This is a genomic window from Marinobacter sp. BW6, assembly GCF_008107725.1.
Classification (GTDB): domain Bacteria; phylum Pseudomonadota; class Gammaproteobacteria; order Pseudomonadales; family Oleiphilaceae; genus Marinobacter.
In genome coordinates this window covers 1,039,731-1,063,793 of record NZ_VIRN01000064.1, presented here as the reverse complement: position 1 = coordinate 1,063,793, position 24,063 = coordinate 1,039,731, and the positions used below count along the sequence as shown (strand labels likewise).

The following is a 24,063-nucleotide window of genomic DNA, read 5'->3' as shown; positions in this document are numbered from 1 at the left end:
CGACCGCCCAGAACCTGAGAGACCAGCCATGCGCATACCCCGCATCTACACTGACGCCGCCCTCAGCGAGGGCGGCATCGCAGAACTTGATGACAACGCCGCGCAACATGTCGGCCGGGTATTGCGCATGCAGCCGGGGCAGGAACTGCTGCTTTTCAACGGCGACGGCAACAACTATCCCGCCACCATCACCAGCGCCAGCAAGAAGAACGTGGAAGTCCAGGTAGGCACTCCGCAGGCCAACGCCACCGAATCCCCCCTGGAAATCGTACTCGGCCAGACCCTCTCCAAAGGTGACCGCATGGACTACGCGGTGCAGAAAGCGGTGGAAATGGGTGTTACCCGCATCGTGCCGCTAACCACCGAACGGTGCGACGTAAAACTCAAGGGCGACCGGGAAGACAAGCGCCTGCGCCACTGGCAATCCGTCGCCATCAGCGCCGCCGAGCAATGCGGGCGCGCACGGGTGCCCGAAATCCTGCCGGTGATGACCGTTTCCGAGTGGCTGGAACACAGTCGAGACTGCGAGGTGCGCCTGGTCCTCCACCACCGCACCGAGCAATCCCTGAAGTCCATCACTCCTCCCGAACGTGTGGCCCTCATGATCGGCCCCGAGGGCGGCCTGTCCCCGGACGAAATTGCCCAGGCCGAAAAGGAAGGCTTCCTGCCGGTCGCCCTTGGCCCCCGGGTACTGAGAACCGAAACCGCACCGGTTGCGGCCATGGCGCTTTGCCAATGGCTATGGGGCGACATAGGCAGCTGACCAGTCCCGACCGTGCCGCCGTCTCATGTCGGCACGCAAGTCATTGACATAGGTGGGTCCCACCAACATTATCCCTGTCGACTCCGAAAGCAAAAAACCGATCACACGCGAGTAACGGGATGACAAGCCTGCTAAGCACCCTAGAATTCTGGCAATACCTCAGTATCCCGGTCATTGCCGCCCTGATTGGCTGGACCACCAACTGGCTTGCCATCAAGATGACCTTCTATCCACTGGAATTCATTGGCAAACCACCGCTGCTTGGCTGGCAAGGCATTATTCCCTCGAAGGCCCGTAAAATGGCGGCCATCAGTGTCGATGCCACCATTTCCAAGATCGGCACCGTTCGGGAGATCTTCCAGCAGATCGATCCGAAAGTCCTCGCCACCCATATCGTTCACTCCGTCGAACCTCGCATCGAGGAATACGTGGACGAAATGATGCTCAAGGAATACCCCACCTTCTGGGAAAATCTGCCGGCCTCGGCCAGGAAGATGGTCTACGATCGCGTCCGCAAATCCACGCCCCAGCTCGTGGACAACCTGGTGGAAGACGTGTCCGACAACATCGAGGACCTGCTGGATATCAAGGGCATGGTCATTGAACGACTGGCCAGTGACAAGGAGCTGCTGAACCGGATATTTATCGAATGCGGCGAGGTGGAATTCCGGTTCATCATCAACTCGGGGCTCTACTTTGGCTTCCTGTTCGGCCTGATCCAGATGGCGGTCTGGTATGTCTACCCCAGCTGGTGGGTACTGCCATTCTTTGGCCTTCTTGTGGGCTGGGCCACCAACTGGATTGCCCTGAACGTCATCTTCCGGCCACTGCACGCGAAAAAAGTCGGCCCCTTCCGCATTCAGGGCCTGTTCCTGAAACGCCAGCCGGCCGTAGCGGAGTCCTTCTGCCACATTGTTACCCACGAGATTCTCACTGTTGGCAACATTATCAACGCCATTCTCGACGGCCCCAAGGGCGACCGCGCCCGCAACATGGTCAAAAAGCACATCAAGCCGCTGGTGGATGAAACCGCCGGCATGGGCAAGGCGCTGACGCAGATGGCCTTCGGACCCACCGGCTTCGCCACCCTCAAGAACAAGGTCGGCGAGAAAGCTATCGAAATATCACAGACCTCTTTTAATAATCCGGTATTCGAAAAAGACAGGGCCCAGGCCGTGGAATCCATCATGGTTGAGCGGATGATTGCCCTGTCTTCCGAAGAATTTCAGGATCTTCTCCGCCCCTGCTTTCAGGAGGATGAAATCAAACTAATCCTGGTGGGCGCTTTCCTCGGGTTTGGCGCTGGTATCTGCCAACTGGTGTTCGTGTTCGGAGAGTCGTTCCTGTAAATTCCTACCTTAATTCACCGGCTTAAAACCTGTGCAAGGATGCGTCGTACATCTATACTCTCGGAAACGGAGGTTCATTACTTCGAACAGGTTCGACCCGGAGGCAACGGATGCCAGGTTTTCTCTCCTGGATTTCAGGATTATTCGCAACCAAACAGTCTGTACCACCCGCTCCGGAAGCGAGGTTGTTCAATCCATCTCCGGAAAAACCGGCCACCGACACGCCTGACGCAAGCCCGGTGCTTGCCCAACAGCTGGAGGAACATCTGTTCTGCTGGCTGCTCGATGCGGAGCCCGCAGCCCTGAGGGCTGATCTTTCTTCCTACGAGGAAGTGCTGGAAGAGCTTTATCAGCGACTCACCAGCAACAAGATGGAGGAACTGCCCCGCCAACCCATGAGCCTGCCAATGCTCATGCGGGCCCTGTCCGATGAGTCCACCGACCGCCAACGGCTGACGGAGATCATTCTTGGCGACCCATCGCTGACGGATCAGCTTCTCCAGATTGCCAACAGCCCCTACTTCCGAACCAGCGACCATGCCATTGAGTCGGTGGACCAGGCGGTATTTGTACTCGGGGTGGATGGCATCCGGAACGTCATATCCGCAGCCGTCATGCGCCCCATGATGGCCGCCAGGAACAGCCGGGAAGCGCTATTCGGCCAGCGCGGCTGGCGCTGGGGCCTGACCTGCGCAAGAGCCGCAGAACTCATTGCCAGAACCCAGGGCGAAGACACCAGTGCACACTTCATGGTGGGCTTGCTGCCCTCACTGGCGTACATCACGATCCGCCGTGAGCTGCAGCGTATTTGCCGGTCGCGCACAGCAACCGGTGAACCGGAGCCGGCGCTTGTTCGCCATGCCCTGGCAAGGTACCAGTGGGCTACTTGCCAGCTCCTGGCCAACGAATGGAACCTTCCCCCCAAGTACCATGCCTATCTTTTGGCCGCAGAACGGCCAGCCCCAAGACAGAAGCACACGCCGCTGACCGACGGCATGGTCATTGGCACCCGGGAAGTGCTCAGGCATGCTCATCAGCGGAATCTTGCCGAAGAGGAGCTGCCGAAAGTGGTGCGCCTGACCCCGGATCAGATCAGCAACGTGCGCAACGCTCTCCAGAAGATGCTCCGGGAAGGTGGCCGCTCAACTGTCAGAAGTTGAGACAGGCTCTCTTTCCGCCACAGCTCTTGGCTTTTCCTTTGCCTCATCGCCGCGCAACAACTCCGCAAAGGTCCGAGTTTCCTCCACCTTGCGGGCTCCCACCAATTCGGCAGGAATCACTTTCGGGAGCCGATCAACAATTCGGTCCTCGTCGTGGCGAACAACCTTGAGCACGTCGCCAATCGTGATCAGATCCAGCGCCCGTCCGGGCACCAGTCGGTCGCCCTGACTACCGGCCAGACTCAGTAAACCGGCACGGATCAATTTGTCACTGAGAGCCCGGGTTACCTCACCCGGCACTCTCAGCTCATATTCCAGTAATTCCTGCTGAGGTGCGGGCTTGCCCTCGCTGAAGGGTTTGGCCACCAGCCACATGGTCGCCAGCGCCACATTTTCTTGCAGCTCCGGCGCCAGTTGCACCTCACGCCGCTTGGCCACGGAGCCGGGATTCTGCATGTAGAATCCCAGGCTGGCGCCCAGCAGGAGGATCATCCAGTTCAGATAGATCCAGATCAGCAGAATGATGCCGATGGCGAAACTGGAATAGATTGCCGCGTACTTGGCAGACCCGGCAACGAACGAGGCAAACAGCATACCCCCCGCCTGCCAGGATACCCCGGCTACCAGACCGCCGATGGCCGCATAACGGAGCTTGACCCGGGTATTCGGCATGAATACATAGACGAATGTGAAAGCGCCAACCACCAGGAAAAACGGGGTGAACCGGCTGGCCACAAGAATCACCGAACCGAAAGGCTCGATTTCGATGAGCTTCTGGACGATGGTTGAGGAGAAAATGGTCGCGCTGACGCCAATGGCCGAAACCATCAGAAGCGGACCCACCATGATCACGCTCAGGTAATTGCTGAATCGCTGCGCCATCGAGCGCATGTCTGGCACCCGCCAGATCATGTTAAAGGAACGTTCGATTTTCTGAAGCAGGGAAACTACCGTGTAGACCAGCAACGCCAGGCCCACAGAACCAAGCACCCCGACTTTCATGTTATCCACGAACCCAAGTATCTGCTCGGCGAGCTCTATTCCCTGGGGCCCCAGCGGTTCAAAGAACTGGAACAGGAACGGCTCCATCCGCTGATGCACTCCCAGCGCCTTGAGCACCGAGAAGCTCAGGGCGAGCAGAGGCACAATGCTCAGCAACGTTGTGTACACCAGGCTCATGGCGTGGAGAGTCAACTGTCCGCTGAGGACATCCCGAGCCATCGCGTAAGCAGTACGCCCGACCCTGTAGAGCCATGTCCAGGGCCAGTTCTGGGGCGGGTTCGGATTCGCCAGAATCCAGCGCTCAGCTGCCTGGAGCCGGTCTTTCAATTGGAATGAAGCCACTTTAGGTCCTGTCGTTCCCTGTTTTAGTCAGATTATCAGTCAGATATCCGGTCTAACCAGAGTATGGCCGATTAACTGGGGTTTGCGAGGGCGCCATGCTTAATATAACCATATCAATATTCGTTACTTCCTCTTATAACATAAATTCTGTAAAACACCCGCTACTCGCGATTTTACGTTCCTGATTGGGTATTTTCTCATGCGAATCAAGTTTGTTCTCGGAGTCGCCGCACTCACGACTCTCTCTCCTGTGACCGCTATGGCCACCAATGGCTACTTCAGCCACGGCTACGGCACCATCAGTAAGGGCATGGCAGGCGCTGGCACTGCGCTGTCCCAGGACAGCATTGCCGCCGCTACCAACCCGGCAGGAATGGCGTTTGTAGGTAATCGTGTTGATGGCGGTTTCGAAGTGTTTTCGCCGCGGCGGGAGTACACCGTTGAGGGCCCGCTCTCTCCGCCGCCCGCGTTCTCCTTGCAGCCCGGCACGTATAAAAGCAGCCGCAACGGCTTTGTCATACCCCACCTGGGTTTTAATCGGGAACTGTCAGACACCACAAGTTTTGGCGTTTCCGTATTTGCCAACGGTGGCATGAACACCGACTACTCCGGTGAAAGCGGGGGGCCTTTTTACGCGGGCCGAACCGGCGTAAATCTGGAGCAACTATTTATTGCCCCTACCTGGTCCTGGGAGTTCTCCGATAACCAGGCCATCGGCATTTCGCCGGTTATCGCCTATCAGCGCTTTGAGGCTGAAGGCCTGCAGAGCTTCGCGCCGTTTTCTTCTGACGCAAGCGCACTATCCAACAACGGCACCGACGATGCCTGGGGCTATGGTTACCAGATCGGTTGGCAGGGCGAAATTACTGACACCCTGCGCGGTGGCGTGAGCTGGCGCAACATTCTCAAGATGAACGAGTTCGACAAGTACCGCGGCCTGTTCGCCGAACAGGGCGACTTCGACATCCCACAGATGTTCAACGCGGGCATTGCCTGGTCTGGGCTTGAAGACCACTGGTTCCTGCTGGATGTCCAGCATATCCGGTACAGCGAGATTAACAGCGTGGGCAACCCGCTGCTGCCCAATCTGCAGACCGCACAGCTCGGCGATGATAACGGCGCTGGCTTTGGCTGGGACGACATGACCATCGTCAAGCTGGGCTGGCAGTGGCAGCAAACAACGTCCCACGCGTGGCGGGCCGGTGTGAGCTACGGAGAGAACCCGATCTCAGACGAAGATGTGCTTTTCAACATCCTGGCACCGGGCGTTCAGGAATGGCACTTCACCGGCGGATTCACTCATAGCTTCAGCGAAAATCTCGATGTGTCGGGCATGGCGTTTTACTCACCCGCCAAGACAGTGACCGGCCCCAACCCGCTCGCACCGAACCAGACTATTGACCTGGAAATGTACCAGTTGGGCGCCTCTGTCAGCGTCGGCTGGAAATACTGAACCTCGACCAAGCCAGTGTCTGAAGCCCCGGTCTTTCCGGGGCTTTTCTTTTAAAGCACCGATCTCAGGTTGGCTGCGGTAATACCAACGATCCGCTGACGCGCCTCCCGACTGGCCCAGGCGGAGTGCGGCGTAATAATCAGATTTGGAATATCGTCCGCCAGCAGGGGATTGCCGTTGCGGGGCGGTTCCTCGGTCAACACATCGAAACCCGCGCCGCCTATCTCGCCGGCGCGCAGCGCATCCGCCAGTGCCCGCTCGTTCACCAGGCCACCACGGCTGGTGTTGATGAGCAACGCCTCGGGCTTCATCATTTTTAATTCGCGGGCACCGATCAGGTCCCGGGTTTCATCGGTGAGCAGGCAGTGCAGCGACAGTACATCCACCTGAGGCAGCAGCTCGTCCAGGGGAATCCGGGAATACCCGTCCACCTCTCCAGCCTTCTGACCGGGCCGAGCCCCGAGCAGAACCCGCATACCAAAAGCGGCCGCCCGCTCGGCCACACCCTCGCCCAGATCTCCGTAGCCGACAACACCGAGGGTTCGCCCCTCCAGCTCCATGATCGGGTGATCCATCAGGCAGAACATGTCGCTTTTACCCCAGCGCCCCGCCTGGACATCGCGGCTGTAATCCAGCAGCCGGGTGGCCAGCGCTAACATCAGGGCCATGGTGTGCTGGGCTACCGTGGAGCGGCCATAGTTGGTCACGTTCATCACTTTGATGCCGTGATCCTTCGCCGCCGTCTGGTCAATGTTGTTTAGCCCGGTTGCCACCACGGCGATGGTTTTAAGCTCCGGACAAGCCTCGAAATGCTCTCGCTTGAGCACCACCTTGTTGACCAGAACGGTATCAAAGCCACGGATGCGCTCCAGTATCTCATCCGGCGCTGTCCGCTGATATTTTTCCAGCCCGCCCGTCACCGACTCAATGGGTGACAGGTCCACATCATCGCCAAGGGTTTTGGCATCAAGGAACACCGCTTTCATACTTTTCTCCTGAATCCAGATGGCCACAGATTAGGGTAGACTGAGATAAACGTCCAAAACTCAAGATGTCCAAGCAAGAACAGGGTGTGAACCATGGAACATGAATTCTGGCACGAACGCTGGGCTAAAAAAGAAATCGGTTTCCACGAGGGCACAGTTAACCAGTACCTCTACGACCACTGGCCGGAATTGGCCGGCAAAGGCACCGACGCCGTCTTTGTCCCCCTCTGCGGAAAAGCGCACGACATGTGGTGGCTCCACGACCGCGGCCACCCCATCATCGGCGTGGAACTGAGCGAACTGGCCTGCAAGGATTTCTTCGAAGAAGCCGGGGAGAAAGCCAAAGTCCACCCCAGCGAACCCTTCATCACCTTTAAACACGACAACCTGCAGCTCTGGTGCGGCGACTTCTTCCAACTGGTCCCCGACGATCTCAAACACGTCCGACTGGTCTACGACCGGGCCGCCCTGATTGCCCTGCCGCCCCACATGCGCAAAGACTACGTTAACCACCTAACCGCCATCATCCCCGACGGCACCAGAATCCTGCTGATCACCCTGGACTACGACACCGAAATCAAGGGCCCGCCGTTCAACGTCAGCGACGAAGAAGTCCGTGAACTCTACCAGGACGACTACAAGATCGAGCACATCCTGACCAACACCCTGGCCAAGGATCATCCGTTTACCAAGCGAAAGGGTCTGGAAAACGCCTCAGAAAGCGTGTTTCGTCTAACCAAACTCTAGGCTGATTTAAAGCGATTATCCCGATGGCTTGATCGGAGTGTATCGGGAGTTTTTCTGTGTACGAATTTGATGTCTGAGCGCAGCGAGTTGCCAATTCGTACACAGAAAGACTCCCGGTGCGCTCCAGCCCCCTCCCCTAATAAGGCTACAAAACCAACACACCCGCCTAACATAATTTAATGAACCTTAACCACTCACCCACTGTCCAACTCCCCAACCGTGAACTAAGCTCAAAGTAAGCAAGCCGACCACGACCAGATCGTGCACAGACTTGTAAGTATCCATTCCTTCCACCCATAACTAAATAAACCGCCCGGATGGGCGGAGCTGACTGCAAACGGGGAAATTGCGTGAACTGAAAGCTGAAGAAACAGCGAGCGAGGGCGATCTATGAGCATACTGCAGCATTTCAAAGACCGGTATGAGAGTACCCAGGAAGAAGAATACAGCCTGGAGGAATACCTGGAGATCTGCAAAAAGGACCCAACGGCCTACGCCACGGCCGCTGAGAGGATGTTAATTGCCATTGGCGAACCAGAGCTCGTCGATACCTCGAAAGATCCGAGGCTGTCACGCATATTTTCCAATAAAGTCATCAAGCGATACCCCGAGTTTTCCGAATTCTATGGCATGGAAGACGCCGTAGAAAATATCGTCTCCTTCTTCCGACACGCCGCCCAGGGCCTGGAAGAAAAGAAACAGATTCTTTACCTCCTTGGTCCCGTCGGCGGCGGTAAATCCTCCCTGGCAGAAAAACTCAAATCACTGATGCAGAAAGTGCCCTTCTACGCCATAAAGGGCTCACCAGTGAACGAATCGCCGCTGGGACTGTTCGACCCGGCTGAAGATGCCCAGATCCTGGAAGAGGAATACGGCATCCCCGCCCGCTACCTCAAAAACATCATGTCGCCCTGGGCCGTCAAACGCCTGCATGAATACGGCGGCGACATCAGCCAGTTCCGGGTTGTGAAAATGTACCCCTCGGTACTCGATCAGGTTGCTGTCTCCAAGACCGAACCCGGCGACGACAATAACCAGGATATTTCTGCCCTCGTCGGCAAGGTAAACATTCGCATGCTGGAGGACTTCTCCCAGGATGATCCCGATGCTTACAGCTTCAGCGGGGGTTTGTGCAAAGCCAACCAGGGCCTGATGGAATTCGTAGAGATGTTCAAGGCACCGATCAAGGTGCTGCATCCTTTGCTGACGGCCACCCAGGAGGGCAACTACAACACCACCGAAGGCATGGGTTCTGTCCCGTTCGACGGTGTGATCCTGGCCCACTCCAACGAATCCGAGTGGCAGACCTTCCGCAACAACAAGCACAACGAAGCGTTCCTTGACCGGGTGTATATCGTCAAGGTGCCCTACTGTGTGCGGGTAACTGAAGAAATCGAGATCTACAAAAAACTGCTGAGCAACAGCTCCCTGGAAGGCGCGCCTTGCGCGCCCGATACCCTAGATATGCTCGCGCAGTTCTCGGTGCTGTCACGCATCAAGGATCCGGAAAACTCCAGCATCTTCTCCAAGATGCGGGTTTATGACGGCCAGAACATCAAGGACACCGACCCGAAGGCCAAATCCATTCAGGAGTACCGTGACGCCGCTGGCGTAATGGAGGGCATGGATGGGCTTTCCACCCGTTTTGCCTTCAAGATCCTGTCCAAAGTCTTCAATTTCGACACCACCGAAGTGGCTGCCAACCCGGTTCACCTGCTCTACGTTCTTGAAAAACAGATCGAGCAGGAACAGTTCCCTGCCGAAACCCATGAGAAATATCTCAGGTTCATCAAGGAATTCCTGGCACCGCACTATGTGCAGTTCATCGGTAAGGAAATCCAGACTGCGTATCTGGAAAGCTACAGCGAGTACGGCCAGAACCTGTTCGACAGGTACGTCACCTATGCCGATTTCTGGATTCAGGATCAGGAATACCGGGATCCGGACACCGGCGAAATTCTCGACCGCTCCTCGATCAACGAAGAGCTGGAAAAGATCGAGAAGCCAGCGGGTATCTCCAATCCGAAGGACTTCCGCAACGAAGTGGTGAACTTCGTATTGCGGGCCCGGGCAAACAACGGTGGCAAGAACCCGTCCTGGCTCAGCTATGAAAAACTGCGTGCCGTGATCGAGAAGAAGATGTTCTCGAACACCGAGGATCTGCTGCCGGTCATTTCTTTCAACCCGAAAGCGAGTCAGGAAGACCAGAACAAGCACAAGCAGTTCGTCGAGCGTATGGTCGATCGAGGCTACACGGAGAAGCAGGTTCGGCTATTGGCCGAATGGTACCTGCGGGTTCGCAAGTCTCACTAAGTCAGTGACCATTCACTGAGCTGGAGTAACGCCATGGGAATGACCCACATAGTCGACCGGCGACTGAACGGTAAGAACAAGAGCGCGGTGAACCGGGAACGGTTCCTGCGCCGTTACCGACACCACATCAAACGTGCAGTGTCAGATGCGGTTCAGAAGCGCTCGATTACAGACATAGAACGGGGCGAAAAAGTCAGTATTCCGTCCCGGGACATTGACGAACCCATCTTCCACCACGGCCAGGGCGGCAAACGGGAGATGGTGCACCCCGGCAACCAGGAGTTTGTGGCCGGCGACACCATTCCCAAGCCCGAGGGTGGCGGAGGTCAGGGATCCGGACAGGGACAGGCCAGCCCGGACGGCGAGGGTATGGACGAGTTCGCCTTCCAGATTACCCAGGAAGAATTCCTGGAATTTCTGTTCGACGATCTCGAACTGCCGAACCTGGCTCGCAAGAAACTGAAGGATACTGAAGCCTTCAAATATGTCCGCTCCGGTTTCAGCACCGATGGGGTGCCCGCAAAACTGGATGTTGTGCGCTCGTTACGTGGCGCCCATGCTCGACGGCTGGGCCTGGGCGGCGCACGCAAGAAGAAGATCCGGGATCTGGAGAAACAACTGGAAGCGCTGAAGGCCGCTCCGGAAGATCTGGATCCTGCGTTCAGCCACGAAGACCAGATCCAGGTTCTGGAGGAGGAAATCGCGCGGCTGAAAGCGAACGTTCGCCGTATTCCGTTTATTGATGAAATCGACCTGCGCTACCGCCAGCACCTGAAAAAACCGCAACCGGCCACCAGTGCTGTGATGTTCTGCCTGATGGACGTGTCCGGGTCCATGACCCAGATGCACAAGGACATCGCCAAGCGCTTTTTCATCCTGCTGTACCTGTTCCTGAAGAAGAACTACAAGAAGATCGAAGTAGTCTTCATCAGGCATCACACCAGTGCCAAGGAAGTGGACGAGGAAGAGTTCTTCTATTCCAGGGAAACCGGCGGCACCATCGTTTCCAGCGCCCTGAAACTGATGCACAAGATCATTGAATCCCGCTACTCCCCGGCGGAGTGGAACATCTATGCAGCCCAGGCATCAGACGGTGACAACTGGAACGATGACTCCCCGGTGTGCGGCAAGATCCTGGCCGACAACATCCTGCCGCTGGTGCAGTATTTCGCCTATGTGGAAATCACACCGCAGGACCACCAGATGCTCTGGTACGAATACGAGAAAATTCAAGAGCAGTTCCCCCAGAGCTTCGCCTTGCAGCAGATAGCGGACCCCGGCGAAATCTATCCGGTATTCCGCCAGTTGTTCGAGAGGAAAGCCGCATGACGAACCTCATGGACCGCCCCAATATGCCGGGAAGTGACCAGCCCAGGGCCTCTGAGCCTATTTCGACCGGGTCTGAATGGACGTTCGAGTTGATCCAGAAATACGATGACGAGATTGCCAAATGCGCCGCTGAGTTCGGTCTGGAAACCTACCCCAACCAGGTCGAGGTAATCAGCGCCGAACAGATGATGGATGCCTACAGCTCGGTGGGCATGCCGGTTGGTTACCATCACTGGTCCTTCGGCAAGCAGTTTCTCAGCACGTCCAAAGGCTATCAGCGCGGGCAGATGGGCCTGGCCTACGAAATCGTGATCAACTCCAACCCCTGCATCGCCTACCTGATGGAAGAAAACACCCTGCCGATGCAGGCCCTGGTTATTGCCCACGCCTCCTACGGTCACAACTCGTTCTTCAAGGGTAACTACCTGTTCCGCACCTGGACCGACGCCAGCGCGATCATTGATTACCTGGTGTTTGCCCGCAATTACGTTGCTGAGTGCGAGGAGCGCTACGGCGTGGATGCGGTGGAGGAAATCCTGGATTCCTGCCATGCCCTGATGAACTATGGTGTCGACCGGTACAAGCGACCGGCACCGATATCGGCGTCAGAGGAACTGCGCCGCCAGAAGGAGCGCGAAGAATACCAGCAACGGCGCATCAACGACCTCTGGCGCACCATTCCAAAACCGGACGACGACGATGATCCGGTAAGACGCGGCAAGCGTTATCCGGAAGAACCCCAGGAGAACATCCTTTATTTCATTGAAAAAAATGCGCCATTGCTGGAAACCTGGCAGCGCGAAATCATCCGCATCGTGCGGAAGCTGGGCCAGTATTTCTACCCCCAGCGCCAGACTCAGGTCATGAACGAAGGCTGGGCCACCTTCTGGCACTATACCCTGCTGCATCGCATGTACGACAAGGGTTTGGTGACCGACGGTTTCATGCTCGAGTTTCTCCAGAGCCACTCGGCGGTGGTGTATCAACCACCGTTCAATAGCCCATGGTATTCGGGCATCAACCCCTACACCCTCGGCTTCTCGATCTTTACCGACCTGCGCAGGATCTGCGAGAACCCGACAGACGAGGACCGCGAGTGGTTCCCAGACATCGCCGGCAGCGACTGGCTGGAGACTCTTCATTTTGCAATGAAGAACTTTAAGGACGAGAGCTTTATCCAGCAGTTTCTCTCCCCAAAGGTGATGCGAGATCTGAAACTCTTCGCGATCCAGAACGATGATCAGGAAGACGTCTACCGGGTAACCGCCATACACGACGACCCCGGCTACCGCGACTTGCGCGAGAAACTGGCGCGCCAGTACAACCTGAGTTACCGGGAACCCAATATCCAGGTCTGGAATGTGGATGTGCGCGGCGACCGTTCCCTGACACTGCGCCACATACCCGTGGACCGCGTGCCACTTGGCAAGGAAACCGACGAAGTCCTGCGCCACGTTCACCGCCTGTGGGGCTTCGATGTGCATCTGGAGAGTGTGGACGATGGCACTGTTGTGGAGGACCATCACTGTCCGCCAAGGGAACTTGAGGAGGACTGAATCTGGAGCCTGATGACAAATTCGGACCGGTTCTGGCCGGCCCGGTTCTACGTCATTCCGCGCCGGACTCGATTGTTTTATGGCTGGCAACCCTTGAGCCAGTCACACTCGCCGTGCGGGTCTTCCATGGCGAAAGTGCACTCCTGGACCGCCCGGTAGCAGATTCTGAGGTTGTACAGCTCAGGATTGGAACCCGCGCCTGGCTTAACCTTCTGACCATCACGCCGGAGTCAGCCCTGCCCCGGGACACCCGCCTGGACTATGACCTGGGCCTGGCCAGCGACGGATCAGACACACTCCAGTGGATTCGGGACTGGGCTCCCCACCTGTGTCCCGAGGGTCGGGAGCGCCCGGGCTTTACCCTGAAATCCAGACTGGACCGAATACTCCACGGCTCCTGCCGAAGACCCCACCATCCTTCAGCCGACGGACTGGTTCGTGTGGACCAGGAGCTACAGCAGGCAGAGCAGCTCGAGGACGTTCCTTCCCTGCTGCTGATGACCGGCGATCAGGTCTACGCCGATGATGTGGCCGGCCCCATGTTGCATGCCATCCAGTGCGTTATTCACCAGCTGGGCCTGTACCAGGAAACACTGGAAGGTGCCTCGCTGAATCACAGCAAAGAACTTGCCTCGGTGGCGAATGCCTATTACCACCGGGATGAACTGCTACCGGAATCCGAGTTCAATGAGGACCTGACCGAGCGCTTTTTTGGCGGCGTACGAAAGCCCGTTTTCACCACCGCCAATGCCGGCAATCACCTGATTTCCTTTGCCGAAGTCATGGCCATGTACCTGCTGGTGTGGTCGCCGGAACCCTGGGCATTCGTGACGGACGCCGAGCCGGTCGATACCCCGGACGAGCTGACGCGCTACCGGAAAGAACAGGCCGCCATCGACGAGTTCCGCAGGAGCCTTCCGGGGGCAGCGCGTGCCATGGCCAACGTGCCCGTCTACATGATCTTTGATGATCATGATGTTACGGACGACTGGAACCTCTCGGCCCTGTGGGAAGCCACCGCCTACGAACACCCTTTTTCCCGGCGCATCATTGGCAATGCCCTGCTGGGCTATCTCTTATGCCAGGGCTGGGGCAACCAGCCGGGCAATTTCCGGGAGCTGATCGAGCATTGCCAGAAACTGTTCGAATCCAGCAACGGGCAGCACGAGCTGGACAAGGCCATTCAGGATGACCTGATCGACCAGCTGTTTCACTTTCGACACTGGCATTACAGCCTGCCCACCTCCCCCAGACTAGTGGTGCTGGACACCCGCACCCATCGCTGGCGCAGTGAAATCCGCCGCAGCCACCCTTCCGGACTGATGGACTGGGAATCACTGACCGATTTCCAGCACGAGATCATGGGAGAGGACGCTGTGGTGGTGGTATCGCCCGCCCCCATGTTCGGGGTGAAGCTGATCGAAATGATCCAGCGGGTGTTTACCTTCTTCGGCAAGCCGCTGCTGGTGGATGCCGAAAACTGGATGGCACACCGGGGCGCCGCCAGCGTGCTACTCAATATCTTCGGCCACCCCCGAACGCCCAGACATTTCGTAATTCTTTCCGGGGATGTCCACTATTCGTTTGCCTACGACGTGCGGCTACGCCACAAACAGAATGGCCCTCATGTCTGGCAGATTACCAGCAGCGGCATCAAGAACGAATTTCCCAACGCTCTGCTGGAATGGCTCGACCGGCTTAACCGCTGGCTGTTCGCACCCTGGTCTCCCCTGAACTGGTTCACCAAGAGGCGGCGGATGTGGATTTCCCCCAGGCTACCCGAAGGCCGGGAGGCCGGTGAGCGACTGTGGAATGGCGCAGGCATCGGAGACGTGCGGCTGAATGATGAAGGTGCACCCACCGCCATCCGGCAACTGGACGCCGGGGGCGGGGGCACGGTTTTTCAGCAGCGGGCTAAAGACGACTGATCAGGCGTTGACCGAGGGCAGCCCGGACAGGGCCATGGCCAGCTCCTGTTCGTCGTATTCGTGGTCGCTCAGCTCACCGGCGAAATAGGAGGTGTAGGCGGCCATATCGAAATGGCCATGACCGCAGAGGTTGAACAGGATCACCTCTTCCTTGCCTTCCCGCTTGCAGCGCAGGGCTTCGTCGATCGCACCCTTGACCGCATGGTTGGCCTCAGGAGCGGGAACGATACCCTCGTTCTTGGCGAACAAGACACCGGCCTCGAAGCACTCCCGCTGGGTGTAGGACACCGCCTCAAACAGCCCCAGCTCTTTGGCGTGGGACACCAGGGGGGCCATACCGTGGTACCGAAGACCGCCGGCGTGGAAGCCGGGCGGTGTGAATCCGGAGCCCAGGGTATGCATCTTGGTGAGCGGCGTCATGTGGGCGGTATCGCCGTAATCGTAGGCGTACTTGCCGCGGGTGAGTGTCGGACAGGCCGAGGGTTCGACCGCAACAATCCGGGATTTTTCACCACCCCTCAGGGCGTGGCCCATAAACGGGAAAGCAATTCCGGCAAAGTTGGAACCACCGCCGGTACACCCCACGATGACGTCCGGCCAGCAGTCCGCCATTTCCATCTGCTGCATGGCTTCAAGCCCAATAATGCTCTGGTGGAGCAACACATGGTTGAGAACCGAGCCCAGGGCATATTTCGTGTTCGGGTCCTTGACCGCCAGCTCCACAGCTTCGGAGATGGCGATGCCCAGACTACCGTTATGGTCCGGCGTCTCAGCCAGCACTTTGCGACCGAACTCAGTCAATTCTGAGGGCGAGGCGACACACTTGGCGCCGTAGGTTTCCATGACCGCCCGGCGATAGGGCTTCTGGTTGTAGGAAACCCGCACCTGAAACACGGTAACGTCCATATCAAACAGGGAGCCGGCAAAGGACAGCGATGTGCCCCACTGTCCCGCACCGGTTTCGGTGGTGAGGGTGCGAATGCCCGCCTCACGGTTATAAAAGGCCTGCGGAATCGCAGTGTTGGGCTTGTGACTGCCCGCCGGGCTGACGCCTTCGTATTTGTAGAAGATTTTTGCCGGTGTGCCGAGCGCTTTTTCGAGACGATGGGCCCGGTACAGGGGCGCCGGACGCCAGAGCTTGTAGACGTCACGCACCGGCTCCGGAATCTCGATTTCCCGCTCGGTGGTTACTTCCTGTTCGATCAGCGCCATCGGAAACAGCGGCTCAAGATCCGATGGTTCCACCGGTTTCTGGGTGCCCGGGTGCAGCACAGCCGGCAACGGTTCAGGCAGATCCGCCTGCAGGTTGTACCAGTATTTCGGCATCTGGCTTTCTTCGAGAAGGAACTTGGTTTGCATGAATTTAAAATCCCTACTGTTTGTGTTGTTATCGCCCGTCAGAATACCCATTCCAGGCCCGCATAAAAAGTTCTTCCTGGACCGGGTTCGAAATAGCCGCGCTCTTCTACGGGACGGTCCGCATTGGCATTGATACGGATATTGCTGAAGTAGTTTGCGTTCAGCAGGTTTCGGAAGCCACCGTAGAAATTCAAGCTCTGACGTCCGATACGCACGGTATCGCCGGCCCGAATTCCCAGCAACCAATAGTCACTGACGTTTGTCTGATTACTGCTCTCAGCGTACAGATCGCCAACGTACTGCCATTGCAGCGCTGCGAAACTCTGGCCGTCACCATGCCATTCCACTTCCGTAACCCAGTGTTCACGAGGCAGACCGGGTAGTCGGTTGCCATCGGCTTCGTTACCCTGTTCGTCGGTGGAATTTCTGAGCTTGTAGTCTGCAAGCGTCAGGGCGCTGGTTATTCGCCAGGCGTATGAAATATCCCAGCCCAGGCCGAGTTCGATTCCGTTGCGTTCGGTGCGCCCGGCATTTTCATAAAATGTGCGGTTGTCTATTTCATAAGGCAGGATTTCATCATCCACCCGAATTGAAAAAAGCGCCAGGTCATAACTCACGCCCTGGCCAAAACTGCCTCGCACCCCGACTTCCCGGTTGAGGGCCTGCTGAGGTTCGATATCAGGATTGAACCCACCGCTGCCATCGGGGTTGGCAAATTCGGTAAAGGTGGGAGACTCAAACGCCGTGCCTATCGTTGCGTACAACTGCTGGCGAGGGGCAAGACGGTAACTGACACCAGCAAAGCCACTAAATTCATCGTAGGTGCGACTGCCTGAGTCGTCCCCGTCATCCAGTTTTTCGTCATCCACAGACAGCCTCAGACGGTCAAACCGAGTGCCGATAGAGACGTTGAAACGGTCGGTCAGGGCAAGATCACCCTGTGCGAATACCGCCGCTGTTGTGGCATTCTGGGTTTCCTCCTGGGTCTGGGCGGTCACATCGCCATTGAAAGACACCGAGTAGCGGCGACGCTCGTCCGACTGGCGATGCAGGTCGGCACCCACTACCCAAATCAGCGGCCGCCCGGCAAACTCACTGCCCTGCTGATAGTCCGTGCTGATGCCGAAAAACTGCCGATCGTAGGCAATAAGGCTGGGGCCGGGAAATGGTAATTGCTGCCTGAAATCGCGATGGGTAAAGAAGGTGCTTACGGTCAGCCCCCCGGCACCACCGGCAGGAGTTTCATACAAGAGCCCCAGCGTCTGCTGATCAACATCCTGACGCGAGTCCAGCCTCTTGGCATTGTCGGTAGCCTGGCGCCGGTCCTCCGCGACCTGCTCAGCGGTCAGGCCTGCGGGATCTTCCGCCCTTGGCGTGTGCAGGGCATTGAAAGTGGCGGTCACCCTCTGCCCTTCGCCCCATTCATGGGACAGGCGGCCATTGAACAGCCCCTTCTCAACCTCACTCTGTTCGCGGTAACCGTTGTAGTTAAGCCATGACAGGGTGGCGATACCACTTGTATTGCCCTGGGTGCCGTTGGCCTGCGCTGTGGTCTTGTAATAATCGTCACTGCCCACATCCTGGCGCAGCCGCGCACCCGACGGCTGGTCGTCTCCCCGGGCTGTGGTGATATCTATGACGCCACCCGAGGCATTGCCATACTGAACGGACGAGGGCCCGCGAATCACTTCGATGCGCTGAGCCGAATCCAGGTCAACCGCATCAATCTGGGATTGCCCATCCGGCAGGGTGTAGGGAATTCCGTCTACCTGGATACGAATACCCCGTATACCGAAAGGCGACCGGGCCCCAAAGCCACGGGTGGACAGGCGAAGGTTCTGAGCAAAGTTATAGCGGTTCTGGAAAAACAGGCCGGGGACCGTATCCAGCGATTCATCCAACTGCAGGCGTTGCTGACCCTCGCGGATGTCTGGAGCGTTTACCACAGAGACCGCCGCAGGCGTTTCATAAAGATCCCGAACCAGCCTCGAAGAGGTCACCTCAAGTACCAGTTCCTCGTCCGAGCCCCCTGATGACTGAGCCAGCACTGCGGAAGGCGTGGAAAACAAGATAGGCGCCATCGCCATCGCTGCAAGGTACCGATTGCTGTTCAAAGGGTCTCCTCAGGGTTAGCAGGCTCAGGCGGGGATCCAGGCTTCGAGCAGATCGACCAGCCAGGGAACCAGCAGGGCCGTAGCAAAGGCGGAAAGCGCCATCGCCAGACCAGAAAAAGCGCCCATCTGCGAGCTTACCTGAAACGCCCGGGCAGTCCCGATACCATGGGCGGCAACCCCCATGGCGATGCCCTTGGCGGTGTCGTCCCGAACCCGGATCAACTCAAACAGTTTGGTACCCAGAACCGCGCCCGTGATGCCCGTAATGACCACCAACACCGCCGTCAGCGAGGGCAGGCCTCCGATTTTCTCGGAAATGCCCATGGCTACCGGCGCCGTTGCAGATTTCGGCGCCAGAGACATCTGGATTTCGAGCGATCCACCCAGAAGGCGGGCCAGACCGATGGAGCTGCCGGCCGCGATGACAACACCACAGAAGAGCGAAATCGTCACTGGCAACCAGAGCTGCCGAAGTCTGGAAAACTGCTGATACAGGGGGACAGCCAAAGCCACTGTCGCCGGCCCAAGGAGAAAGTGAACAAACTGCCCACCTTCAAAATAATCACTGTAGGAGGTGCCTGTCGCCAGCAACAGGATGATGAGCATGGCGACCGACGTGACCACGGGATTGGCCAGTGGATTGGAATTGGTTTTCAGATACAGCCGGTAGGCCAGACCATAGGCCACCAGGGTAATCGTCAGGCCCAGGAGCGGAGACGTCGAAAGGTAGACCCAGATGTCTTTCAGACCCGGCTCATTCATCGCCGCCCTCCTTTTCCGAAACAGGCTTAGCAAACCAGCGGGTGGTCACCTGCATGATCAGGGCCGTGGCGACCATAGTAATAATGGTACTTAACAGCAGCGCCAGGGTTATCGGAACCCACTCGTCGGCGATGCGACCAAAATGCGCCATCATGCCTACACCCGCCGGAACGAACAAAAGCGAGAGATGACTGAGCAACGCAGTGGACGCCTGATCGACAGATTCCGGCGCCTTGCCCCGGATCATCAGGGTTACGAACAGCATTACCATACCAAGCACGGGCCCTGGGATGGGCACTCCGAGCAATCGAACCGTAATCTCTCCCACCAGCTGATACACCAGCAGCAGGGTAATGCCGTTCAGGAACTGCATGACGCAGGACTCCAGTCAGTTTTTGCTCTGTACGGTCGAAATCGGAATAATGCTTCGGCCATACATGGCTAGAACAAAGCCTATCGGGAACATCAGCACCCCGTATACCGCGGCCGGGATGGACATGGCGCTGGACTCCAGCAGCGTCAGGGTGACCATCAGGGCTATGGTACCGTTCTTTACCCCCAGCTCGACCGCTACTGCGAGCGATTCCCGCTGAGTCAGCCCCGCCATACGGCCGACCGCAAGACCCAGGGTGATGCCAGCCACATTTAACAGGATGGTTGCCGGCCCCGCCTGTTTCAGAAGCTCCCAGATCTGGTCACGAACTCCGTACACCAGTGCCACAATCAGTACCGCCAGCACGATACCACCGAAGATGCTGACGATGCTTTCAGCCTTACGGGCAACTTCTGGGTTGCGGGTACGAACTACCATGCCGATGGCAACCGGGAACAGTACAATGCCAATCAGCATGCCCACGGTTTTCCATACCGGCAACACAATGTTTTCCTCGGTTCCCATGTAGTGCTGAAGCGCAATGTTGGTGAACAATGGCAGGGTCAGGATGGTGATCAGGCTGGCACTGACGGTAAGAACAATGGAAAGCGCGATGTTGCCCCGCGATAGCAGCACAAACAGATTCGATGTGGTGCCCCCCGGGCACGCAGCAATGATCACCAGTCCGACGGCTATGGCCGGCGGAACCGCCAGCAACGTGGCCAGCATGAAAGCGATGAGAGGCATGACAAGAATCTGGGCAACGGTGCCGACAATCATCCCCTTGGGATACACAGCAACCTGGCGGAAGTCACGTATCGTCAGGGTCATGCCGATACCGATCATGATAATGAACAGAGCAATCGGCAGTCCTGCCGAGATAAGCGGGCTGGATTCCACAGTGCCTCCGGATGTTTTTGTTTTTACTGCAACCAACCGATGAAAAGTAGCACAGACTGGTGCCTTTCGGGAGCCTGAAACGGCAAACGTTTGCGATGGTAAAACACAACAAAACCGGGGAACTTTATGACCTGAAGCATCGTGTACGGGATCGGTTGCAAGTATACTTGCATCAGACAATTAAAATACCTGGACACTCGTGGAGACACACAAGGAATGAAACGCCTGGGAACCCTGGATGCCTCTTGGCTGGCCGTAGAATCTGAAGACACCCCCATGCACGTGGGAAACCTGCAGATCTTTTCTCTACCGGAGGGCGCCCCTGAAACCTTTCTTCGGGACATGGTGACCCGCATGAAGGAAACCGGTGACGTAGCGCCCCCCTGGGGTTTAAAGCTTGCCTGGTCCGGACTGTTGGGCCGGGTAATTGCGCCGGGCTGGAAAGTCGACAAGAAAATCGACCTGGACTACCACGTGCGCCACTCCGCGCTGCCTCGCCCCGGCGGTGAACGGGAGCTGGGTATTCTGGTATCACGCCTGCACTCCAACCCCCTCGATTTTTCCCGCCCGCTGTGGGAATGCCATGTTATCGAAGGGCTTGAGAACAATCGGTTCGCGCTTTATACCAAGATGCATCATTCCATGATCGATGGCATCAGCGGTGTTCGGCTGATGCAGCGGGTGCTGACGACAGATCCCGATAAAAGGGATATGCCGCCACCCTGGTCGGTTCGACCGGAGCGTCGTCGCGGCAGCAAATCCGACTCCGAGGCCAGCGTGCCGGGCGCCGTTTCACAGGCCATGGATGCCCTGAAACTGCAGGCAGATATGGCGCCACGGCTGTGGCAGGCGGGCAATCGGCTGGTACATTCAGTCCGTCACCCAGAGGACGGCCTGACGGCGCCGTTCACCGGCCCCGTCTCCAAGATCAATCACCGGGTCACCGGCCAGCGCCGGTTTGCCACCCAGCATTATCAACTGGAGCGGATCAAACAGCTTGCTCACGTTTCCGGCGGCTCCTTGAATGATATCGTCCTGTATCTATGCGGTACCGCCCTCCGGCGCTTTCTGCTGGAACAGGATGAGCTGCCGGACGTTCCCCTCACCGCCGGCATCCCGGTCAACATCCGGCCGTCCGATGACGAAGGGACAGGCACCCAGATCAGTTTCATGATCGCTTCGCTTGCAACCGACGAAGCGGATCCACTGACCCGCCTGCAAAACATCAAGTCATCCACCCGCAGGGCGAAAGAGCATCTCCAGAAGTTGCCTAAAAGCGCTCTGACCCAATACACCATGCTTTTGATGTCGCCCTACATACTGCAGCTGATGTCCGGCCTGGGCGGAAGGATGCGCCCGGTGTTCAATGTCACGATTTCCAATGTGCCGGGGCCCCAGAGAACGCTTTACTACGAGGGCGCGAAACTGGAGGCCATGTACCCTGTCTCGCTGATTACTCACGGGGGCGCACTGAACATCACCTGTCTGAGCTATGACGGGTCACTGAACTTCGGCTACACAGGCTGCAGGGACACCCTGCCAAGCATGCAAAGGCTGGCGGTATACACCGGTGAGGCGTTGGACGAACTGGAAAGCCTGGTCTTGCCGCCAAAGGCCAAGCCTAAAACTCCGGCCAAACCCAAGGCGCCACGGAAGCGGTCCACAGGAAAAAGTAAAGCCGACTGATCTCGCGGACTCTCAGCCCGCGCTTTGCCAGTGGGCTGCGCCCACAAAAATCAGTTGAAGGAAGCGGGTGGTCCGCTTCCGGATCTGGTCAATCTGGTAGTCGTCGTCGGCTGATACCCCGAGCAGATCGGTCAGGCTGAAGGCGACGCTTCGCACCACCAGGTCGCAGGTCATGTCGAGATCCTGGTCGGTCAGGTGATCCACCAGTCTCAGTCTACGCAGATCGTTGGCAAGCTCGCTGGCAAAGAAGCGCATTTCACTGCGGATGCCTTCCTGCACCGCCCGGCTCTCACCCGCTAACCCCTGGGCCATAAACAGGAAAAAACTCCGGTTGGCCTGGGCGTGGCTGATAAAGATTGCCACCGATTCTTCAATCAATTTGTCCGCCTGCAATACGTTTGCCCGGGCCTCCCTCATCATCCTTCGCAGCACCAGCCCAAGCTCATCCACAAGCTGCAGTCCCAGATCGTCCATATTGCGGAAATGCCGGTAAAACGAGGTCGGTACAACACCCGCCTGACGTGTCACTTCCCGGATCCCAAGACTGGCGAAATGCCGCCCTTTGCCAACCAGCGTTAACGCCGCGCTCATCAGTTTCTCGCGGGTTTCACCGGGCTTTCTTCTTTGTTTTTCCGCCATCTTGTGTCCGTACCGCCTGCCGTTAGCCAATGGCTCACAAGTGTACACATCCGCAAAAATAAAAGTACAGAATGCTTGTCATTTTGAGCCATTGCGAGCTGAGCCGTTGTCACTGTCAATCGCCTTGTGTACATTCGTACACATTAGTGAACACTTGTACACACGGACAACCGAAAGCCTCAGGGAGGCACTCAGCATGCTAGCGAAAAACACCCAACACAAAGCTCTTCACTGGCTTGGCAGGCAGCTGTTCAACCGGAACGATCCAGAGGCATTTTTCGACCCGCTGCTCGAACGCATCAACCCCATGTGGGTACAAGAGTACACACCGGCCAGGGTGGAGCAGGTCCTTTCTGAAACCCGGGACACCAAAACCCTGGTATTGAAACCGGCCCGGCGTTGGTCCGGTTTCGGTGCGGGCCAACATGTGAACATCTGTATTGAAGTTGATGGGATCCGCCGAAACCGCACCTTCAGTCTCTCGAGCTCGCCCCTGTTGTGGCAAGAAGAGGGGCTGGTCACGCTGACCATCAAACGCCTTCCGGGCGGGCTGGTGACCAACTGGATTCACGATCACCTGCAAACCGGTGCGGTAATCGGCTTGGGTGAGGCCTTTGGCGACTTTCAGATACCAGAACCGGCTCAGCCGGTCCTGTTTATTGCCGGTGGCAGCGGGATCACGCCCGTGCTGAGCCAGCTTGAAACCATGGCGGCCCAGGATTACCGGGCACCGGTAACCTTACTGTATTTCGTTCGAACTCGTGATGATGTTATTGCCCGGGAAAAACTGCTGGCCCTGGAAGCACGCTACAGCGCCCTGACGCTTAATATCATTGCCACCAACGAGTCGAAAGAACCTCGCTACCTTCGTGACCGGGACCTGGATGCGGTACCGGGCATCAAGGCTCGCCAGGTGTATCTCTGCGGCCCAAAGGGACTCATGGACCTGGCTCAGAACCTCCTCTACCAGCGAGGCTTTGCCGAAGAAGATGTCCACAGCACGTTCTTCTCAGTGGGCAAGGCAGACCTGGGAAACGAAACGCTCGGTGGCGAGGTTCAGTTCGAAGGCAGCCAGCTGGAAGTCGGATCCCAGGGCGATGCAAGCTTGCTGGAAATCGCCGAGGCCGCCGGCCTGACTCCGCGCTACGGCTGCCGAATGGGCATTTGCCACCAATGCAGTTGCCGGAAAACTACAGGGACCGTTATCAATCGCCTGACCGGCCAGGCTTCCGGCCCTGGCGAGGAGACCGTTCAACTCTGTATCTCTGTACCTCGAGGCCCGGTCTCACTCGATCTCTAAGA

At 57.5% G+C, this 24,063-nt stretch carries 19 protein-coding genes; 11 read left to right on the top strand and 8 right to left on the bottom strand.

Annotated features, from left to right (window positions below; genetic code table 11):
• The first annotated feature begins 28 nt into the window (after window positions 1–28).
• From FMN52_RS13440 to FMN52_RS13430, 3 genes are all read left to right on the top strand, one after another.
• On the top strand, window positions 29–763 hold the full coding sequence (locus tag FMN52_RS13440; protein ID WP_148609094.1) for a 16S rRNA (uracil(1498)-N(3))-methyltransferase: 735 nt from the start codon (window positions 29–31) through the stop codon (window positions 761–763).
• 119 nt (window positions 764–882) lie between these two features.
• Window positions 883–2,112: a hypothetical protein gene (locus FMN52_RS13435; protein ID WP_148609093.1), complete on the top strand. Its 1,230-nt coding sequence runs from the start codon at window positions 883–885 to the stop codon at window positions 2,110–2,112.
• A 110-nt stretch (window positions 2,113–2,222) separates the two neighbouring features.
• Window positions 2,223–3,272, top strand: coding sequence for an HDOD domain-containing protein (locus FMN52_RS13430; protein WP_148609092.1), 1,050 nt, complete (start codon window positions 2,223–2,225; stop codon window positions 3,270–3,272).
• Here the strand turns inward: FMN52_RS13430 and FMN52_RS13425 are convergent.
• On the bottom strand, window positions 3,255–4,616 hold the full coding sequence (locus tag FMN52_RS13425) for a YihY/virulence factor BrkB family protein (protein WP_148609091.1): 1,362 nt from the start codon (window positions 4,614–4,616) through the stop codon (window positions 3,255–3,257). The two genes, FMN52_RS13430 and FMN52_RS13425, sit on opposite strands and share 18 nt — an antisense overlap.
• 199 nt (window positions 4,617–4,815) lie before the next feature.
• Here FMN52_RS13425 and FMN52_RS13420 point away from each other — a divergent pair, with 199 nt between their 5' ends.
• Entirely contained in the window at window positions 4,816–6,069 is a 1,254-nt protein-coding gene (locus tag FMN52_RS13420; protein WP_148609090.1) for an outer membrane protein transport protein, read from the top strand.
• Between the two features lie 50 nt (window positions 6,070–6,119).
• Here FMN52_RS13420 and FMN52_RS13415 read toward each other — a convergent pair whose 3' ends face one another.
• Window positions 6,120–7,055 carry a D-2-hydroxyacid dehydrogenase gene (locus tag FMN52_RS13415; protein ID WP_148609089.1) on the bottom strand — a complete coding sequence of 312 codons (936 nt, stop codon included), beginning with the start codon at window positions 7,053–7,055 and terminating at the stop codon, window positions 6,120–6,122.
• Window positions 7,056–7,148: 93 nt separating this feature from the next.
• Between FMN52_RS13415 and tmpT the strand changes: the two genes are divergently transcribed.
• The 5 genes from tmpT (at window position 7,149) to FMN52_RS13390 (ending at window position 14,928) form a co-directional block, all read left to right on the top strand.
• Window positions 7,149–7,802 (top strand): thiopurine S-methyltransferase, encoded by a 654-nt coding sequence (gene tmpT, locus FMN52_RS13410; RefSeq protein WP_148609088.1) that lies wholly within the window; start codon window positions 7,149–7,151, stop codon window positions 7,800–7,802.
• Between the two features lie 390 nt (window positions 7,803–8,192).
• Window positions 8,193–10,115: a PrkA family serine protein kinase gene (locus tag FMN52_RS13405; protein WP_148609087.1), complete on the top strand. Its 1,923-nt coding sequence runs from the start codon at window positions 8,193–8,195 to the stop codon at window positions 10,113–10,115.
• A 33-nt stretch (window positions 10,116–10,148) separates the two neighbouring features.
• Window positions 10,149–11,444, top strand: a complete 1,296-nt coding sequence (locus tag FMN52_RS13400) for a YeaH/YhbH family protein (protein ID WP_148609086.1) — start codon at window positions 10,149–10,151, stop codon at window positions 11,442–11,444.
• Window positions 11,441–13,000, top strand: a complete 1,560-nt coding sequence (locus tag FMN52_RS13395) for a SpoVR family protein (protein WP_148609085.1) — start codon at window positions 11,441–11,443, stop codon at window positions 12,998–13,000. The genes FMN52_RS13400 and FMN52_RS13395 overlap by 4 nt, the downstream gene beginning before the upstream one ends.
• Entirely contained in the window at window positions 12,997–14,928 is a 1,932-nt protein-coding gene (locus tag FMN52_RS13390) for an alkaline phosphatase D family protein (protein WP_162851885.1), read from the top strand. Before FMN52_RS13395 ends, FMN52_RS13390 begins: the two co-directional genes overlap by 4 nt.
• Here FMN52_RS13390 and FMN52_RS13385 read toward each other — a convergent pair whose 3' ends face one another.
• Genes FMN52_RS13385 through FMN52_RS13365 form a run of 5 tightly spaced genes read right to left on the bottom strand, consistent with a single transcriptional unit; the run spans window position 14,929 to window position 20,436 of the window.
• Window positions 14,929–16,287, bottom strand: coding sequence for a TrpB-like pyridoxal phosphate-dependent enzyme (locus FMN52_RS13385; RefSeq protein WP_148609083.1), 1,359 nt, complete (start codon window positions 16,285–16,287; stop codon window positions 14,929–14,931).
• 38 nt (window positions 16,288–16,325) lie between these two features.
• Complete coding sequence (locus FMN52_RS13380; RefSeq protein ID WP_148609082.1) at window positions 16,326–18,401, bottom strand: TonB-dependent receptor; 2,076 nt, start codon at window positions 18,399–18,401, stop codon at window positions 16,326–16,328.
• Window positions 18,402–18,425: 24 nt separating this feature from the next.
• Window positions 18,426–19,163: an LrgB family protein gene (locus tag FMN52_RS13375; RefSeq protein WP_148609081.1), complete on the bottom strand. Its 738-nt coding sequence runs from the start codon at window positions 19,161–19,163 to the stop codon at window positions 18,426–18,428.
• Window positions 19,156–19,536 carry a CidA/LrgA family protein gene (locus FMN52_RS13370; protein WP_148609080.1) on the bottom strand — a complete coding sequence of 127 codons (381 nt, stop codon included), beginning with the start codon at window positions 19,534–19,536 and terminating at the stop codon, window positions 19,156–19,158. The genes FMN52_RS13375 and FMN52_RS13370 overlap by 8 nt, the downstream gene beginning before the upstream one ends.
• Before the next feature lie 15 nt (window positions 19,537–19,551).
• Complete coding sequence (locus tag FMN52_RS13365) at window positions 19,552–20,436, bottom strand: bile acid:sodium symporter family protein (protein ID WP_148609079.1); 885 nt, start codon at window positions 20,434–20,436, stop codon at window positions 19,552–19,554.
• A gap of 216 nt (window positions 20,437–20,652) precedes the next feature.
• On the opposite strand from FMN52_RS13365, the gene FMN52_RS13360 reads away from it, so the two are divergent.
• Window positions 20,653–22,122: a wax ester/triacylglycerol synthase family O-acyltransferase gene (locus FMN52_RS13360; RefSeq protein WP_148609078.1), complete on the top strand. Its 1,470-nt coding sequence runs from the start codon at window positions 20,653–20,655 to the stop codon at window positions 22,120–22,122.
• Window positions 22,123–22,134: 12 nt separating this feature from the next.
• Here FMN52_RS13360 and FMN52_RS13355 read toward each other — a convergent pair whose 3' ends face one another.
• On the bottom strand, window positions 22,135–22,761 hold the full coding sequence (locus FMN52_RS13355; RefSeq protein WP_148609077.1) for a TetR family transcriptional regulator: 627 nt from the start codon (window positions 22,759–22,761) through the stop codon (window positions 22,135–22,137).
• Between the two features lie 196 nt (window positions 22,762–22,957).
• On the opposite strand from FMN52_RS13355, the gene FMN52_RS13350 reads away from it, so the two are divergent.
• Complete coding sequence (locus FMN52_RS13350; protein ID WP_148609076.1) at window positions 22,958–24,061, top strand: ferredoxin reductase; 1,104 nt, start codon at window positions 22,958–22,960, stop codon at window positions 24,059–24,061.
• Window positions 24,062–24,063: the final 2 nt, after the last annotated feature.